The following is a 16,425-nucleotide window of genomic DNA, read 5'->3' as shown; positions in this document are numbered from 1 at the left end:
GCGCCCACCCCGGCCGGACGAGCCCGGAACGTCATCCGCCGGCCCGGCCGGGGCCGGTCTCGCGTGCGTACCTCGCGGGAGGCGTCCCGATCGTCACGGTGAAGTCGCGGGTGAAATGGGCCTGGTCGGCGTAGCCCAACTCCGCCGCGAGACCCGCCCAGTCGACGACCGTGCCCGCCTCGGCCCGCGCGGCGGCCTCCAGCATCCGGAACCTGCGCAGCACCCACTTCGGGCTCACGCCCACGTACTCGTGGAACAGGCGTTGCAGGCTCCGGGTGCTCGTCCCCAGCTCGGCGGCCAGCTCGTCCACCCGGACCAGCCACGGGCGGGCCGCGATCCGCGCGACGATCCCGGCCGCGCGCTCGGCGGACGGGTCCGGCCCGGGGGCCCGCGCGGTCAGGAAGTCCGACAGCCGCGCCACGGCCTCCCCCGCGCCGCCCGCCGCGAAGACCCGGTCGGCGAGCGCCGGGCCGTCCGCCCCGAAAACCTCCTCCACGGTCGTGAACCGGCCGGTGAGCGAGGAGACCGGCGCGTCCATGAACGGGCGCAACCCGCCGGGGCGGAACTCCACGCCGACCACACGGCCCTCGTCGGCGATCTCCTCCACGAAGTCGTCCAGCACCACCCCGACGATCCGGGCCCGCGTCGTCCCGCTCGTCAGGTAGCTGGTGAACGTCATGTGCACGGTCGGGCGGGTGAGCACCTGCTGACGGTGCGGCGGACGCCCCCGCAGATCCCACCGAAGCACCCAGAAGCGCTCCACGAACGGGGCGAGCGCGGCGGTCGGCGCGATGCTCTCGACCTGGAAGCGCTCCAACCCCGCCCGTGCCCGCAGGATGCCCCGCGTTCCGCCGGGTAGGGATCGTTCCACCGGCCCAGGGTACGGTGTCGCGTTTCTTCAAGACCGGCGCCGTGGCCGGTCCTAGCGTGGCCGCATGTTCGAACGAATGAGCGAGGTGACGATCATGAACACGCGGAGCCAGATGGTTCCCGCCGCCGACACGGCGGCACGGATCGTCCGGGACATCCCCCCGGAGCGTCTGGACGCGCCGACCCCCTGCCCCGACTGGGACGTGCGGACCCTCGTCAACCACCTGTTCCTCTGGACCTCCAGGGCCGAGACCGCGGCGCGCAAGCAGCCGACCACCGGACCGGGAGAGGACCACGACTTCACCGCCGAACCGGGCTGGGCGGAGCGGTTCGACGAACAGCTCCACAAGACCGCCGAGGCCTGGCAGGACCCGGCGGCGTGGGAGGGGAACACCAGCCTCACCGGCAACAAGGAGGCCATGCCCGCCACCTTCATCGCCGGAATCATCTTCGGCGACTGGGTGGTGCACGGCTGGGACCTCGCCGTCGCCACCGGCCGCGAACCCGCGTTCCCCGACGACGTCGTCCGCGCCGCGTGGGAGCATCTCGTCCCGACCGCGGAGGTCGGCCGCGAGTACGGCGCGTTCGGGCCCGAGGTCTCCGTCCCGGAGGACGCGCCGCTGCTCGACCGCCTCGTCGGACTGGCCGGACGCGACCCGCACTGGAAAGCCTGACGACGTCGGGGGCCCGCGCACTCTACGCTGGGAGACATGTCTTCGAGTTCTCCGATCCGTGTCCGTTTCGCTCCGTCCCCGACCGGCATGTTCCATGTCGGCGGCGCCCGCTCGGCGCTGTTCAACTGGGTGATGGCCGTGCAGTCGGGCGGGACGCTCGTACTGCGGATCGAGGACACCGACGCCTCCCGCAACAGCCCCGAATGGACCGAGGGCATCATCCAGGCCCTGGCCTGGCTCGGGATGAACGGCGAACAGTACGAGGGCCCCTACTTCCAGTCGGCGAACGCCGCCCGGCACGCCGAGGCCGTCCAGACCCTCAAGAACAAGGGTCGCGCCTACTACTGCGACTGCACCCGCGAGGCCGTCATCGCCCGCACCGGCGACCAGCACCGCGGCTACGACGGCTTCTGCCGCGACCGCGGTCTCGACGCCGGGCCCGGACGCGCCCTCCGCTTCCGCACCCCCGACGAGGGCCAGACCACTGTCGTCGACCTGCTGCGCGGCAAGCCCGTCTTCGACAACGCCGTCCTGGAGGACTTCGTCATCGCCCGCGCCGACGGCTCGGTGACCTTCCTCATCGCCAACGCGGTCGACGACATCAGCCAGGGCATCACCCACGTCGTGCGAGGCGAGGAGCATCTCTCCAACGCGCCCAAACAGCAGCTGCTGTGGGAGGCGCTCGGCGCCGAGCCGCCCGTCTGGGCGCACGTCCCCGTCATCGTGAACGAGAAGCGGCAGAAACTGTCCAAACGCCGCGACAAGGTCGCGCTCGAGGACTACCGCGCCGAGGGATACCTCGCCGAGGCCATGCGCAACTACCTCATGCTGCTCGGCTGGGCCCCGTCCGGCGACCGCGAGATCGTCCCCTGGGACGTGATCGTCGACGAGTTCCGCATCGAGGACGTCAACACCTCACCCGCCTTCTTCGACGAGAAGAAACTCCGCGCGTTCAACGGCGACTACATCCGCGCCCTGCCGCCCGAGAAGTTCATCGCCGAATGCCTGCCGTTCCTCCAGAACGCCCCCTTCGACGTGGACGTCGCCGTCTTCGCGGAACTCGCGCCACTGGCACAGACCCGGGTGGCCGTGCTGTCGGAGATCGTCCCCATGGTCGACTTCGTGTTCCTGGACGAACCGCCGACCGACGAGAAGTCCTGGACCAAGGCGATGAAAGACCCCGCCGCCGACATCCTCGCCGCCGTCGAGACCGCCTACCAGGAAATTCCGTGGACCGCCGCCGCCCTCAAGGACCGCCTCGAACAGATCGGCACCGAACACGGCCTCAAACTCGGCAAGGCCCAGGCACCCGTCCGCGTCGCCGTCACGGGCCGCACCGTGGGCCTACCCCTGTTCGAATCCCTCGAAATCCTCGGCCGCGACCGCACCCTCACCCGCATCGCCGCAGCACGTGGTGTGCTTATCGGCGGTCATTCGGGGTGATCGCTGCACCGCTTCGGCTCGCCTTGCGGCTCGCTGCGCCATCAGGTTCTTGCTTCGCTTGAACCTGCCTTCGGAGGCGAGCGCGAACCCTGAGGTCGGTGCGGGGTTGCGGCGCGGGCTGGGGTGGGTGCCTTGTTGGGGCACGCCTCGCTTGCTTCGACGTGCCCTCCGGCGCGTTGCGAGGGGTGTCGGCGAGTGGTGGTCGGCTGGGGGCGTCAGGGGGGAGGTGGGTGTTCGTTGTTCAGGGCCTGGTGGAGGTCGGTCAGGCGGCGATCCAGTTCCTCGAACTCGGGTCGGAGGGCGGCGGGGAGGCGTTTGCCGACCAGTTCCGCCTGCTCCAGTACCGCCCTCAGGCGGTCGCCGGCGTCGCGCGGTTGCTCCGTGGGGCGGGACCTGAGCAGCGCCGCCTGCTCCCGGAGCATGGCCGCCTGTTCGCGCAGCAACGTCGTCTGGTCGCGGAGCTGCTTGTTCTTGGCGTGCAGCTCGACGAACACCGACACCTTCGCGCGCAGGACCCACGGGTCGAACGGCTTGGAGATGAAATCGACCGCGCCCGCCGCGTAGCCGCGGAACGCGTAGTCGGGGTCGCTGTTCACCGCGGTGAGGAAGATGATCGGCAGGTCGCGGGTCTTCTTGCGGCGCTTGATGTCGCGGGCCGTTTCGAAACCGTCCATTCCCGGCATGACGACATCCAGCAAGATCACCGCGTACTCGTCGGTGAGCAGCGCCTTCAACGCCTCCTCACCGGACCGCGCCCGGACGAGATCCTGATCGAGCGAGCTGAGGATGGCCTCCAGCGCGATCAGGTTCTCCTCGCGGTCGTCCACGAGCAGGATCTTCGCCTTGTCGTCCACGCGCGTCTCTCCGATCCGGTCCCCGCCTTCGCCGGCCGCGTCAGCGCCCGCGGCCTCCCCCAACCGCGGTGCCGCCCTGTCAGCGGACGATGGACGGTTGCAGCCAGTTCCTCATCACGTCAAGAAGATGGTCCACATCGACCGGTTTCGGCACATAGTCCGACGCGCCCGATTCCAGGCTCTTCTTCCGGTCGCCCTTCATCACCTTCGCCGTGATCACGATAATGGGCAGCTCCGCGAACTGCGGCATCTCCCTGATCGCCGCCGTGGTCGCGTAACCGTCCAGGCCCGGCATCATCACGTCCATCAGCACGACCGCCACATCGGGGTGGCGGTGCAGGACGTCGATCCCGGCCTGCCCGTCCTCGGCGTACAGGACGTCCATCCCATAGCCTTCGAGGACGCTGGTCAACGCGAACACGTTCCGGACGTCGTCGTCCACGATCAGGACCTTGCGGCCCGACAGGACCGTGTCGACGAGGTCCGCGGGCGGTTCCTCCAGCAGGCCGTTCAACGCCTCCGCCTCACCGGGGCGTTTCCCGCCTGGCGGACGCCCCTCCGTCGCGGGCACGTTCTCCTCGGCCGCGGCGGTCCCGGTCAGGCCGCCGTTCCGAGGAGCGCTCTCCTGCGCGGCGTCGTCCTCCGGCGTCGCCGCGCGCTGCCGCCCGTCGCGCTCGCTGTACCGGGCGGGCAGGTACAGCGTGAACACGCTGCCGCGGCCGGGACGGCTCTCCGCGTGGATCTCCCCGCCGAGCAGCCGCGCGATGTTCCGGCTGATCGACAGGCCGAGGCCGGTGCCGCCGTAGCGGCGGCTGGTCGTCCCGTCCGCCTGCTGGAACGGCTCGAAGATCTCCTGCAGCTTGTCCGCGGACACCCCGATACCGGTGTCGATCACCCGGAAGGCGATCACGTCCGGGGTGTTCCACAGGGCGGGCAGCGTGAAGTCGATGTCGCCCGCCCGCTCGATCAGCAGCCGGACCTCGCCCTCCGCGGTGAACTTCACCGCGTTCGACAGCAGGTTCCGCAGCACCTGCTGCAACCGCTGCTCGTCGGTGGTCAGCGTGGGCGGGACGTCCGGGGCGACGTCCACACCGAACTGGAGGCCCTTGTCGACCGACAGGGGGCGGAACGTCGCGTCCACGTAGTCGACCAGCGCCGACACCGTGATCCGGTGGGGATGCGCCTCCATCTTTCCGGCCTCGACCTTCGCCAGGTCGAGAATGTCGTTGATCAACTCCAGCAGGTCGGTGCCGGAGTCGTGGATCGTCTGCGCGAACTCCACCTGCTTGCCGGTGAGGTTGCCGTCCTGGTTCTCCGACAGGAGCTTGGCCAGCACGAGCAGGCTGTTCAGCGGCGTGCGCAGCTCGTGGGACATGTTCGCCAGGAACTCCGACTTGTACCGCGACGAGATCGCCAGCTGCTCGGCGCGCTCCTCCAGCGTTCGCCTGGCCTGTTCGATCTGGAAGTTCTGGATCTCGATCGCGCGGTTCTGCTGGGCCAGCAGCGCCGCCTTCTCCTCCAGCTCGGTGTTGGAGTGTCGCAGCTCACCCTGCTGGCGTTGCAGCTCGTCCGAGCGTTCCTGGAGCTCCTGGGCGAGCCGCTGCGACTCGCCGAGCAGTTGTTCGGTGCGGGTGTTGGCGCGGATCGCGTTCAACGTCACACCGATCGTCTCGATCAGCTGGCTGAAGAACGCCAGGTGAACGTCGGTGAACCGGCCGAACGACGCCAGCTCGATCGCGCCGAGCACCTCGTCCTCGAACACGATCGGCAGCACGATGATGTTGACGGGGGAGGCCTCGCCCAGCCCCGAGCCGATCTTGACGTAGTCGGCGGGGGCGTCGGCGATCAGCAGCGCCCTGCGCTCCTGCGCCGCCTGCCCGACCAGGCCCTCGCCCAGCGCGAACCGGATGTCACCGTCGGCGCCGTGGGCCCGGTTCGCCCGGCGGCGCGTCCCGTACCCGGCGATCAGTGACAGCTCGGTCTCCTCGCCGCTGTTCTCCGCGAGGTAGAACGCGCCGTACTGGGCGCTCGCCGTCGGCGTCAGCTCCCGCATGATCAGGTCGGCGACCTGCTGGAGGTCCCGGTGGCCCTGCATGAGCCCGCCGATCCGCGCGAGGTTGGTCTTCAGCCAGTCCTGCTCCTCGTTGGCGCGGGTCGTCTCCCGCAGCGTCGCCACCATCAGGTTGACGTTGTCGCTCAGCTCCGCGACCTCGCCGCGCGCCTCCACGGTGATCGTCCGGGTCAGGTCGCCGGTGGCGACGGCGCTCGCCACCTCGCCGATCGCGCGGACCTGGGTCGTCAGGTTCCCGGCGAGCTCGTTGACGCTCTCCGTCAACCGCTTCCAGGTGCCCGACACCCCCTCGACCTCCGCCTGGCCGCCGAGCCGGCCCTCGATGCCGACCTCCCGGGCGACGCGGGTGACCTCGGACGCGAACGACGACAGCGTGTCCACCATCGTGTTCAGGGTCGTCTTCAGCTCCAGGATCTCGCCCTGCGCGTTGACGTCGATACGTCGTGTCAGGTCGCCGTGCGCGACCGCGGTCGCGACCTGCGCGATGTTGCGGACCTGGTACGTCAGGTTGGACGCCATCCCGTTGACGTTGTCGGTCAGGTCCTTCCACATGCCGCCCGCGCCGGGCACGATCGCCTGCCCGCCGAGCCGGCCCTCGGTGCCCACCTCCCGGGCCACCCGGCTGACCTCGTCGGCGAACGCCGAAAGCGTGTCGACCATCGTGTTCAGGGTCGTCTTCAGTTGGAGGATCTCGCCCTGCGCGTCCACCTCGATCTTGCGGGTCAGGTCGCCCTGCGCGACGGCCGTGGTGACCTGGGCGATGCCGCGGACCTGATTGGTCAGGTTGTTGGCCATCGAGTTGACGTTGTCGGTCAGGTCCTTCCAGACGCCGCCCGCGCCGGGCACGATCGCCTGGCCGCCGAGCCGCCCTTCGGTGCCGACCTCGCGGGCCACGCGGGTGACCTCGGACGCGAACGCCGAAAGCGTGTCCACCATCGCGTTCACGGTGTCCTTCAGCTCCAGGATCTCGCCCTGGGCGTCGACGGTGATCTTCTTGCCGAGGTCGCCCTCGGCGACGGCGGTGGTGACCTGCGCGATGTTGCGGACCTGGTACGTCAGGTTGGACGCCATCCCGTTGACATTGCTGGTCAGGTCCTTCCAGACCCCGCTCACGCCGAGCACCCGCGCCTGGCCGCCCAGCCGCCCTTCGGTGCCGACCTCGCGGGCCACCCGGGTGACCTCGTCGGCGAACGCCGAAAGCGTGTCGACCATCGTGTTGACGGTGTCCTTGAGCTGGGCGATCTCGCCCTGGGCGTCGACGGTGATCTTCTTGCCGAGGTCGCCCTCGGCGACGGCGGTGGTGACCTGCGCGATCCCGCGGACCTGGTACGTCAGGTTGTTCGCCATCGCGTTGACGTTGTCGGTCAGGTTCTTCCAGACGCCGCTGACGCCCGGAACGTTCGCCTGGCCGCCCAGCTGCCCCTCGGTGCCGACCTCGCGGGCCACGCGGGTGACCTCGTCGGCGAACGCCGAGAGCTGGTCGACCATCGTGTTCACGGTGAGCTTCAGCTCCTGGAGCTCACCGGTCGCCTCCACCGTGACCTTGCGGGTCAGGTCGCCCTTCGCCACCGCCGTGGTGACCTCCGCGATGTCGCGGACCTGCGACGTGAGCCGCGACGCCATCACGTTCACCGACGCCGTCACGTCCCGCCACCGGCCCGTCATGCCGCGCGCCGGGGCCTGCCCGCCGAGGCGCCCCTCCGTGCCGACCTCCCGGGCGAACTGGGTGACCTCCCAGGTGAACTGGTCGAGCAGCTCCACCATGCCGTTGACGGACTTGGCCATGCGCAGCAGCTCACCGCGCATGGGCCTGCCCCGCACCCGCAGCTCGACCCGCTGGCTCAGGTCGCCCGCCGCGACCGCCTCCACGACCTGGCTCATCCCCGTCACCAGATCGGTCAGCTTGTCGATGATCGCGTTGGCGTCCTCCGCGGCGACCGCCCAGGTGCCCTGTAGCGTCCCCGGCGCGAGCCGTCCCCGCAGCTGCCCCTCGCGGCCGATCTCCCGCCGGACCCGGGCCAGCCCGGACGCCAGCTCCTGGCCGTTCTGCCGGATCTCCTCCAGGATCGCCGCGGCCTCCGCCACGGCGCCCTCGCCCGGTACGTCCAGCTCCGACCTCGCCCGCCCGTCCCGGACGGCGACGAGCGCCCTCAGCAACGGTTCGAGGTCGGCGTCGCTGTAGCGCGGAGCGGTGTCGCGGTACCCGCCGGGGCGGGCACGTGACGCGGTACGCGGCATGCTCTTCATCCTCCTGGCCCGCGATCTGTCGGGAACCGGACATCGGCCATGTCCGGACGACACGGACTCCTTACTGGGCCTCTCCCGGCCGCACCCAGTACTCTACGTCGCCGTGCGGTACCGAGCCCGGTCCGCGCGTGGGCGGTGGTCGGACGGCGATGACCGTGCATCCGTCCTTGTAGTGTTCGTGTTACGGTCTGTCGTTCGTGGCGGGGTCGGACATCGGGACCTGACCGGGTGCTCGCCCCTCGGTTCACGGCTCTCGTGGTCGCCTGTCCGTCCCGTCTGCCACGATAGCCAGACCCGGTAGTGACTGACGCTTCGAGCGAGGGACGACAGATTGGATCGGCAGACGGCATCGGCGACCTTCCCGTCCGCTGCCGCGGCGGTGGCGGACGCGCGCCGGTTCGTCCGCAAGGTCCTCGCCGACTGGGGCATGGACCAGGTCGCCGACGACGCCGTCCTCGCCACCAGCGAACTCGCCACCAACGCCATCGCCTACGCCGGCACATCGTTCGAGGTCTCCTGCCACCTGGAGGAGGGAGACGTCAGGATCGAGGTCCGCGACCGGCATCCCACCCGCGGCATCGAGATGCCGGGCGTCACCGCGTCCAGTGGGCGCGGGCTCCCGTCGATCGCCCGGCTCGCCGCTTCCTGGGGCGTGTCCTACGACCGGCGCACCAAGGGCGTCTGGTTCCGGCTACCCCGACCCGGCGCCTCCGACGGCGGCGCCCCGCCGCCCGCGGACGTCACCGACCGGGACGCCGCGTCCGACACCGCCCCCGACACCGGCCCCGACACCGGCCCCGACACCGCGGCACCGCCCGCGGCCGGCCGCGAGCCGGCCCGCGAGCGCGTCCGGCGTGAAGGGGCGGCCGACGCCTCCCTCGACGGCGCGAGCGCCGCGAGTCCCACCAACCCCGTCGATTCCACGCCCGGTGGCAAGAACGGGAACGGACGGCTCGGCGAAGGCGTGGGCGAGATGCCGGTCGCCGGTGACCGGCTCCTGCGTTCCCCGGCGGCCCTGGAGGCCATGGAGGACGGCGTCGCCACCGTCCGGAACGTCCTCGGTGCCGAGGGCGCGGCCGTGCTGCTCACCGAACGCGACGGGCGCCTGATCATGGGCGCGTCCGCCGGGACGGCCGCCGAGATGTCCCTCGGAGAGCTGTCGGTGGGCGGTCTCGGCCCGGCCGCCCGCGCGGGCTCCCCGTGGGTGGCCCTGGACGCCTCCGACCCGGCCGCTGCCGCGTTGCAGGCCCGGTCCCTGGCCGCGGCGCCGCTGGAGTCCCAGGGACGCCTCACCGGGCTTGTCGTGGCCGTCTCGTCCGTTTCCGGTCGTTTTGTTGAGGCTGACGCGGTCCGGATCGGCCGGCTCGCCGACGAGATGTCGCTCTCCCTGGAGAAGGCACGGGTCGGAGAACTGGAACGGTCCTGGCGGGGCTGGCTCAGCTTCGTCGCCGAGGCCAGCGACCTGCTCGCCGGAACCCTCGACCAGGAACGCACGATGGCGCTCGTCGCGCAGCTCGTCGTCCCCCGCCTCGCCGTCTGGTGCGCCGTCTACACCGTCACCGAGGTCGAGCCCGACCGGCTCGCCTACGTGTGGCACGCCGACGAGAACCGCGCCGACGGGCTCCGCGAACTGCTCGAACACGCGGGCGCCGCCCCGCCGATCGACGCCCCCGGCCCCTGGAACGGCCTGGCCACCGCCCCCGACGACGTCCGCGCCGCCGCCGGTGACACCGCCGCCGACCAGGTCTACGCGTTCCCGCTGATCGCCCGCGGCCGCCGCATCGGCACCATCGTGATCGGCCGCCCGTCCGGCGACCGGTTCCCGCGCAGCGCGATCGAGCTGGCCGAGGAGCTCAGCCGCCGCGCCGCCCTCGCCGTCGACAACGCGCGCCTGTTCTCCGCGCAGACCGCCATGAGCAGCGCGCTCCAGCGCAGTCTCCTGCCCCCCGGAATCCCCGAGATCCCCGGCCTGGAGGTCGCGGTCGTGTACGAGCCGGCGGGGGAGGGCAGCGAGGTCGGCGGCGACTTCTACGACGTCTTCGAAAGCGGCCTGCGACCCGCGGGCGCCGCCCCCGCGTCCCGCTGGCGCTTCGCCATCGGCGACGTCTGCGGCACCGGGCCCGCGGCCGCCGCAGTCACCGGCCTCGCCCGGCACGCGCTGCGCATCCTCGCCGCCGAGGACATGTCCGTCCCGGCGGTCCTCGGCCGCCTCAACCGGCTGATCCTCGCCGAGGGGGAACGCGGACGACTGCTCACCCTGCTGCACGGCGAGATCGCCGCCCGGCGCCGCCGCGACGGCGTCACGATCACACTGACGAGCGCGGGGCACCCGCCCCCGCTGTTGCTCGCCCCGGACGGCGACGTCCGCGAGGCCGCCTCGCCGCAGCCGTTGCTCGGCGTGTTCGACGGTGTCGAATTCCACACCGACACCGTCGACCTGCGCCGCGGGGAGGTGCTGCTCTGCGTGACCGACGGCGTCACCGAGCGCCGCTCCGGCAACCGGCTGCTCGGCGACGGCCACGGCCTCGAAGGGCTTCTGGCCGGCTGCACCGGGCTCAGCGCACGGGCCGTCGCGGCCCGTATCCAGCGCGCCGTCCGTGACTTCGGCCCAGAGCCGTCGAACGACGACATTGCCCTCATCGTTCTGCGGGCGTCATGATGGAGACCAACAATCGGTAAGGTGGGGTGGCGTGGGGCTTGCCTTGCACACGACACGACGGGACGGCCGCGCGACGATCGCTGCGCGCGGCTCTATAGACCTGCATTCCTCCGACGAGCTGCGCTCCCGGCTGACCGAGCTGGTGGACGCCGGGGAGCGGGCGGTCGTCGTCGACCTCACGGCGGTCGACTTCTGCGACTCCTCAGGTCTAAACGTCCTCGTCCGGGCATACAAGCACGCACGGGCACAGAACGCGACGCTGACCGTCACCGGTGCCTACGGTCGGGTCGAGAACGTACTGCGGACCACGGGCCTCGACCGCTTCCTGATCGAGGGTCCGACTGAGGAGGCTCCCGCCGATGGACGGTGAGGCGACGATGAAGAACGGCGAGCGGGCGGGGTGACCGACCCGATGACCGAGACGACCCTGCGGGCCGCGCCCCAGACCGAGGCGGTCGAGTACGCCCGGCGCCTCGCCGCCCGCACCATGCGCACCTGGGCGCTGATGGATCGCGAAGAGCTCGTCACCGCGATCGTCGCGGAGCTGGTCGCCAACGCCGTCCGGCACGCCGGCACCGCGCTGGAACTGCGCCTGCTGCGCGGCAGCGGCCGCATCCGCGTCGAGGTCCGCGACCGCGCCGCCCAGCTGCCGCGCCTGACCGTTCCCGGCCCGCTGGACGAGTCGCACCGCGGCCTGTTCATCGTCGACCGGTTCGCCAACTCCTGGGGCGCGGACCCGGTCACCGGCGGCAAGGTCGTCTGGGCCGAGGTGGACATCTGACCCGCTCCTGGGATTGGGCCAGGCCGAAGACGCACTCCGCGCCCTCGGCGATGGTGATCGGCATCAGCTTGACCACGTCGTAGCCGGCGATCTCATCCCGGCATCCCAACGTTCCACTACGACATCGTCGGGCAGGCCGAGGCGGCCTCGCGCGGCGAGCTGGAGGCCGTGCTGGACGCCACCCGGGCCGTGCCCGGGGTCACGGTTCGGAAGTCCTGGCCCCACTGGACGTGGGTGAAGGAGTCCTACACCGTCAAGCTTCCCGAGGGTGGACCGTCCGCGCCAGATGGACCTGTGTCTTCTCACGCCGATCATGGGCGTCCTTCGCCATGTCCGAGGTCGGTTCAGCAGACCCCATCTACCATCTAGGTGCTGCGTGGCCGTCAGGCGAGCGTTCCCATGGCACGTCGAGACACAGCTCGGCTAGGCGGAGTTGCGGTACAGCTCCGCCACCAGGAACGCCAGATCCAGCGACTGGCTCCGGTTGAGCCGCGGGTCGCAGGCCGTCTCGTACCGCTGGTGCAGATCGGCCTCCGCCAGGCCCTGCGCGCCGCCGACGCACTCGGTGACGTCGTCGCCGGTGAACTCGATGTGGATGCCGCCCGGGTGCGTCCCGAGCGCCCGGTGGACCTCGAAGAACCCGGCGAGCTCGTCCAGCACGTCGTCCAACCGTCGCGTCTTGTGCCCGCTCGGCGCCTCGAACGTGTTGCCGTGCATCGGGTCGCACAGCCACGCCACCGGCGCGCCGCTCTGGTGCACCTTCTCGATCAGCGGCGGCAGGACGTCCCGGATCCGGCCCGCGCCCATCCGGGTGATGAACGTCAGCCGACCGGGCTCGTCGTCGGGATTCAGCCGGTGCATCAGCGCCAGGGCGTCGTCGGCGGACGTCGTCGGCCCCAGCTTCACCCCGATCGGGTTGCGGATGTGCCGCAGGAACTCGACGTGCGCGCCGTCCAGCTGCCGGGTGCGCTCCCCGATCCACAGGAAATGCGCCGACACGTCGTACGGCAGGCCGCTCAGATGGTCGATGCGGGTCAACGCCCGCTCGTACTCGAGCAGCAGCGCCTCATGGCTGGAGTAGAACTCCACCTCGTGGAACTCGTCGGGGTCGGCCCCGCACGCCTTCATGAACGTCAACGCCCGGTCGATCTCACCCGCGAGCTGCTCGTAGCGGCGGCCCGCCGGGCTCTGCGCCACGAAGTCCTGGTTCCAGGCGTGCACCTGCCGCAGATCGGCGTACCCGCCCTTGGTGAACGCCCGGCACAGGTTCAGCGTCACCGCCGAACAGTGGTACGCCTTCAGCAGCCGGTTCGGGTCGTTACGGCGGGACGCGGCGTCGAACTCGAACCCGTTGACGGCGTCACCCCGGTACGCGGGCAGCTCCACACCCCCGCGGACCTCCACCGGCTTCGACCGCGGCTTGGCGAACTGCCCCGCCATCCGACCGATCTTCACGACCGGCACGCTCGCGGCGTAGGTGAGCACGACCGCCATCTGCAACAGCGTCTTCAGCTTGTTCTTCACCGCGTCGGCGTTCGAGCCCTCGAACGTCTCGGCGCAGTCACCGCCCTGCAGGACGAACGCCTCGCCGCGTGCGACGTCCGCGAGCTGCGCCTTGAGCTGATCGCACTCACCCGCGAACACGAGCGGGGGCTGCGCGGCGAGTTCGGCCGTGACGGCCCGAACCTCGTCCGGATCGTCCCAATCGGGCTGCTGAAGGGCGGGGAGGGTGCGCCAGGCGTCCAAATCCCCTATGGCGGGTGTACTCACGGTGGAAAGGCTATGGCACGTTCGGCCCTGCCGTACTACCAGCACCCGGAGCCGGGACGGCCGAAACCGGAAGCGCGGCCCGCTCTGCGACGCCACCGGCCGGGCGCGCACGCGGCAGCCGAAGAGATGCGAACGGGCGGCCCCTGAAGGTCCGGAGCCGCCCGTTTCGTCAATGTTCGCGGGCTCTCAGGCCGCTCGGCTCCCAGCGGGCGTGCGCACGGGCTCCGGCCCATGACTCGGACCGTGGCTCGGTCCACCCGTCAGCGTCCGGCGGCCGCTCAGGTCGGCCTCGTTCGCCAACTGCCGCAGCCTTCGCAGGGACCGGTCCGTGATCTGCCTCACCCGGTTGTGACTCAGGCCGTACCGGGCGCCGATCTGCGCGTACGACAGCGGCTGGCCGCTGTCCATCCCGAAACGCGCCCGCAGGATCGCGGACTCGCGCTCGGGGAGGCGGTCGAGGAGCCGGCCGAGCCCCTCGATGTCGTCCAGCGCGAGGATCTCCGCCTCCGGCGTCACGGCCTCCGGATCTTCGAGCAGGTCGCCCATGGGGGTCTCGCCCGCGTCGTCGACGGTCGCGTCCAGACTCGCCGGGTCGCGCCGCCACCGCAGCAACTCGTCCACATGGTCGGGGTCGGCGCCGAGCACACCGGCGAGTTCCTCCCGGGTCGGCTCACGGCCGAGCTCGCGCCCCAGCTGACGCTCCGCACGCCGCAGCCGCGAAAGCTCCTCCTCCACGTGGACGGGCAGCCGGATCGTGCGGGCCGTGTGACTCAGCCCACGCCCGATCGCCTGCCGGATCCACCATGTCGCGTATGTGGAGAACTTGAAGCCGCGCCGGTAGTCGAACTTCTCCACCGCGCGCATCAACCCCAGGTTCCCCTCCTGAATGAGGTCGATGAGGGGCAACGAGTCGGTCGGGTATTTCCGGGCGATCGAGACCACCAGCCGCAGATTGGCCTCGACGAAGCGCTGTTTGGCGCGCAGCCCCGCCTCGGCCAGCTCCTCCAGCTCCTCCGGGGCCACCCCTGCGGGTACGTTGCCCTCGTCGAGGAGTTGTTCGGCGTACAGGCCCCCTTCGATCGCCTTGGCCAGATCGACCTCCTCCTGCGCGTCGAGCAGGGGGGTGCGGCCGATCCGGTCCAGGTACGCCCCGACAAGGTCCTTGTCCGGGACGTCGACCCTGTCGCCCTTGATACGGGTTGCAGCCATCCTGACCCTTCTCCGGTGCGATCTCCCTAGGAGGAGAACGCTAATTACCGCTCTGTGATTCCCGGGTGGGGAATACTGCGAACCTGTTAGCCGCTCTACGTCCTGATACCCCGACTGAGGAGAAACCGACATGGCGACGGTCACACTCACCGCTGAGAACTTCGATGAGGTCGCTCAGGCCGAAGGCATCGTCCTGGTGGACTTCTGGGCGGAGTGGTGCGGACCGTGCAAGAGGTTCGCGCCGGTGTTCGACCGGTCGGCGAGCAAACACGACGACATCGTCTTCGCCAAGGTCGACACCGATGCGGAGCCCGAACTGTCCGAACGGTTCGGGATCAGGTCGATCCCCACCCTGATGGCGATCCGCGACGGCATGATCGTCTTCGCCGAGCCCGGCGCGTTGCCGGAATCGGTCCTGGAGAACGTCATCGAGCAGGTCAGAGGCCTGGACATGGAGGACGTCCGCCGCCGCGCCGAGTCCTGAACCGGACGCCCCACCCGACCCCCGGGTTGCGCACGCGGGAAGCACCGCCGACGGCGGGACGGCCTGTGGGCGGCGCAACGGCAAAGAACCGGGCGGTACCGCCCGTACCACGGCCCCCATGCACGATGATGGACCCGTGCTCGCCGATGTCGTCCCATACCTGGTGTGCCCCGTCTGCGGAGCCGGCCTCGAACTGGCTGATCGTGCGCTGCTGTGCCCGACCGGCCACACCTTCGACATCGCACGGCACGGTTACGCGAACCTCCTGCCGGGCAACGCCCGTCCGGGGACGGCCGACACACCGGAGATGGTCCGAGCGCGGGACGAGTTCCTCCAGGCGGGCCACTTCACGATCCCGGCGGATCGGCTCGCCTGGAACGTGGCACGGACCAGACCGTCCCTCGTCCTCGACGCGGGAGCCGGAACCGGCCACTACCTGAGCCGGGCCCTCGACCGGTCACCGGACACGATCGGCCTGGCCCTCGACATCTCCAAGCACGCCGCACGCCGCGCTGCGAAGGCGCATCCCCGCGTCGGATCCGTCGTCGCGGACCTGTGGCGACCGCTTCCGCTGCGCACGGGCGCCGCCGACACCGTCATCAACGTCTTCGCCCCGCGCAACGCGGCCGAGTTCCACCGGGTCCTCCGCGACGACGGGTCGCTGTTCACGGTGACACCGTCACCCCGGCACCTGTCCACGCTCGTGGAACCGCTGGGACTGTTGTCGGTCGACGAACGCAAGACCGAGCGCACGGACGCGGCGTTGGCCGGATACTTCAAGCTGGACTCGCGCCAGGAACTGGAGACGGAGGCCGTCCTGACCCACGAGGAGATCGTGACGCTCGTGGGTATGGGGCCCAGTGCCCACCATGTGCCGGCGGAGCGGCTCCGCGAACGACTGGAACGGCTTCCCGATCCGCTGCCGACCCCCTTGTCGTTCGTCCTGTCCACCTACCGACGCCTTGAGTAGGCGGGCGCCCGACCGCGGCGCGAGCCAACCAGCCGTAGGGGCAAGGTTGCCTGATTTGACGGTCCCGGTCCGGCGTTCTAATGTCACTGCTGCCCCGAGAGACGCGGGACGCCACCAGGTGGCCGACCTCGGGGAAACGCAGGGCAACTGAAGGCGGTTCGAGTCCCGCTCGAACTGGTGTAAGATGACCTGCACAGCCCAGAACGGGATGCAGGACGCCGCACGGTGGCCGGCCCGCAGGGCGCCTCCTACGAAACGTTCCTGGTGGGTCTTCGTGGCCTGTCGGTCGTTGGTGTGGGAACTCGGTACGCCTCCGTCCGTCAAAAAGATCTTCGCCGATCGGCTTGACAACGGGAACGGACCGGGTAAGTTAGAAGGGTTGCCCCGGAGCCG

At 70.5% G+C, this 16,425-nt stretch carries 12 protein-coding genes; 7 read left to right on the top strand and 5 right to left on the bottom strand.

Going from position 1 to position 16,425, the window contains the following annotated elements; genetic code table 11:
- Positions 1-31 precede the first annotated feature (31 nt).
- Complete coding sequence (locus tag D0T12_RS32900; protein WP_199487846.1) at positions 32-871, bottom strand: helix-turn-helix domain-containing protein; 840 nt, start codon at positions 869-871, stop codon at positions 32-34.
- A 64-nt stretch (positions 872-935) separates the two neighbouring features.
- Between D0T12_RS32900 and D0T12_RS32895 the strand changes: the two genes are divergently transcribed.
- Together D0T12_RS32895 and gltX are read left to right on the top strand one after the other, a co-directional pair.
- Positions 936-1,544: a TIGR03086 family metal-binding protein gene (locus D0T12_RS32895; protein ID WP_233526435.1), complete on the top strand. Its 609-nt coding sequence runs from the start codon at positions 936-938 to the stop codon at positions 1,542-1,544.
- Between the two features lie 36 nt (positions 1,545-1,580).
- The gene (gene gltX, locus D0T12_RS32890; protein ID WP_117404753.1) at positions 1,581-2,987 is read left to right on the top strand and encodes a glutamate--tRNA ligase; all 1,407 of its coding nucleotides are present in this window, start codon (positions 1,581-1,583) and stop codon (positions 2,985-2,987) included.
- 215 nt (positions 2,988-3,202) lie between these two features.
- Here gltX and D0T12_RS32885 read toward each other — a convergent pair whose 3' ends face one another.
- Both D0T12_RS32885 and D0T12_RS32880 read right to left on the bottom strand, forming a co-directional pair.
- Positions 3,203-3,841 carry a response regulator gene (locus tag D0T12_RS32885; RefSeq protein WP_117404893.1) on the bottom strand — a complete coding sequence of 213 codons (639 nt, stop codon included), beginning with the start codon at positions 3,839-3,841 and terminating at the stop codon, positions 3,203-3,205.
- Positions 3,842-3,920: 79 nt separating this feature from the next.
- Positions 3,921-8,150 carry a HAMP domain-containing protein gene (locus D0T12_RS32880; protein ID WP_233526434.1) on the bottom strand — a complete coding sequence of 1,410 codons (4,230 nt, stop codon included), beginning with the start codon at positions 8,148-8,150 and terminating at the stop codon, positions 3,921-3,923.
- 340 nt (positions 8,151-8,490) lie between these two features.
- On the opposite strand from D0T12_RS32880, the gene D0T12_RS32870 reads away from it, so the two are divergent.
- The 3 genes from D0T12_RS32870 to D0T12_RS32860 are packed head-to-tail and all read left to right on the top strand — an operon-like array spanning position 8,491 to position 11,599.
- Positions 8,491-10,818 (top strand): SpoIIE family protein phosphatase, encoded by a 2,328-nt coding sequence (locus D0T12_RS32870; RefSeq protein ID WP_233526433.1) that lies wholly within the window; start codon positions 8,491-8,493, stop codon positions 10,816-10,818.
- 31 nt (positions 10,819-10,849) lie between these two features.
- Positions 10,850-11,188 (top strand): STAS domain-containing protein, encoded by a 339-nt coding sequence (locus tag D0T12_RS32865; RefSeq protein ID WP_117404749.1) that lies wholly within the window; start codon positions 10,850-10,852, stop codon positions 11,186-11,188.
- A gap of 42 nt (positions 11,189-11,230) precedes the next feature.
- On the top strand, positions 11,231-11,599 hold the full coding sequence (locus D0T12_RS32860) for an ATP-binding protein (protein ID WP_217919851.1): 369 nt from the start codon (positions 11,231-11,233) through the stop codon (positions 11,597-11,599).
- Between the two features lie 423 nt (positions 11,600-12,022).
- On the opposite strand, the gene D0T12_RS32850 is transcribed toward D0T12_RS32860, so the two are convergent.
- A complete protein-coding gene (locus tag D0T12_RS32850) occupies positions 12,023-13,369 on the bottom strand; it encodes a class II 3-deoxy-7-phosphoheptulonate synthase (RefSeq protein ID WP_199487845.1) in 1,347 nt (448 codons plus the stop codon).
- Positions 13,370-13,555: 186 nt separating this feature from the next.
- A complete protein-coding gene (locus D0T12_RS32845) occupies positions 13,556-14,578 on the bottom strand; it encodes a sigma-70 family RNA polymerase sigma factor (RefSeq protein WP_233526432.1) in 1,023 nt (340 codons plus the stop codon).
- A gap of 130 nt (positions 14,579-14,708) precedes the next feature.
- Here D0T12_RS32845 and trxA point away from each other — a divergent pair, with 130 nt between their 5' ends.
- Both trxA and D0T12_RS32835 read left to right on the top strand, forming a co-directional pair.
- Complete coding sequence (gene trxA, locus D0T12_RS32840) at positions 14,709-15,062, top strand: thioredoxin (protein ID WP_117404744.1); 354 nt, start codon at positions 14,709-14,711, stop codon at positions 15,060-15,062.
- 118 nt (positions 15,063-15,180) lie between these two features.
- Positions 15,181-16,032, top strand: a complete 852-nt coding sequence (locus D0T12_RS32835) for a putative RNA methyltransferase (RefSeq protein WP_233526431.1) — start codon at positions 15,181-15,183, stop codon at positions 16,030-16,032.
- Positions 16,033-16,425 lie beyond the last annotated feature (393 nt).

It is taken from the genome of Actinomadura spongiicola (assembly GCF_003432485.1).
Lineage (GTDB): Bacteria > Actinomycetota > Actinomycetes > Streptosporangiales > Streptosporangiaceae > Spirillospora > Spirillospora spongiicola.
The sequence above is the reverse complement of the archived record's forward strand: the minus strand, read 5'-3'. Positions and strand labels throughout refer to the sequence as shown.